2 pseudogenes are annotated in these 701 nt (G+C 52.9%); one reads left to right on the top strand and one right to left on the bottom strand.

Annotated features, from left to right (window positions below):
- Window positions 1-146, bottom strand: a pseudogene (locus GOB86_RS16285) (site-specific integrase); the annotation flags it as partial.
- A gap of 347 nt (window positions 147-493) precedes the next feature.
- Here GOB86_RS16285 and GOB86_RS15700 point away from each other — a divergent pair.
- A pseudogene (locus GOB86_RS15700) lies at window positions 494-701 on the top strand (hypothetical protein); the annotation flags it as partial.

The following is a 701-nucleotide window of genomic DNA, read 5'->3' on the forward strand; positions in this document are numbered from 1 at the left end:
CTGGCTGACGCGAAGGTTTCGCGGTGACGTTTGCCGTTCACCATCCTGCGGGCCTGATACTGGCCGGGGCCACGATACCAGACGCCTTTGGGCAACGGCTTCCCTGTTACAGGGTCCTTGAGGGTCTCTTTTGGTGATTTGGTCATCGTTATTCGATCCTCTCCCAGTTTGGCTCGGGATTGGCTCAAAAATCAACGATTTTCAGATTAACCTGCTGCAAGTCCTTGAAAAACTTGGCGTCCCGTACGGGATTCGAACCCGTGTTGCCGCCGTGAAAGGGCAGGGATAAATAGGCAATTTCAGGCAGATGGGCGCAATTATGCACAACTTCGGGCAACACCAAAACGGCAGGAAATAGCCCCGCGCAACTGTTTAAAGGTCCCACTGGACCACAACGATTTTCCTGCGTTTAGTACCCGCTTCGTGCCTTGGTCTACCGGACCACCGTGATCGCTCGCCTTCCAATCTTCCATACAATTGAAGGTGAAAGATCGTGTACGAAGATAACGAAATGCGTGTCGAAATCCGTGCCAGACTGAAAGGACGGATCCGCTACAATGTGACTACGGACCAGATCGAAGTCATGGTGGGTGAAGATGATGAACTTCTGCGCTGGGAGACCATAGACCGCAGGACAATGTCTCAGCATCTGCCACCAACCGTGATAGATCGACTCTGGGACATGATCTGTGACGCGGCTG

Source organism: Acetobacter lambici (genome assembly GCF_011516885.1).
GTDB lineage: Bacteria > Pseudomonadota > Alphaproteobacteria > Acetobacterales > Acetobacteraceae > Acetobacter > Acetobacter lambici.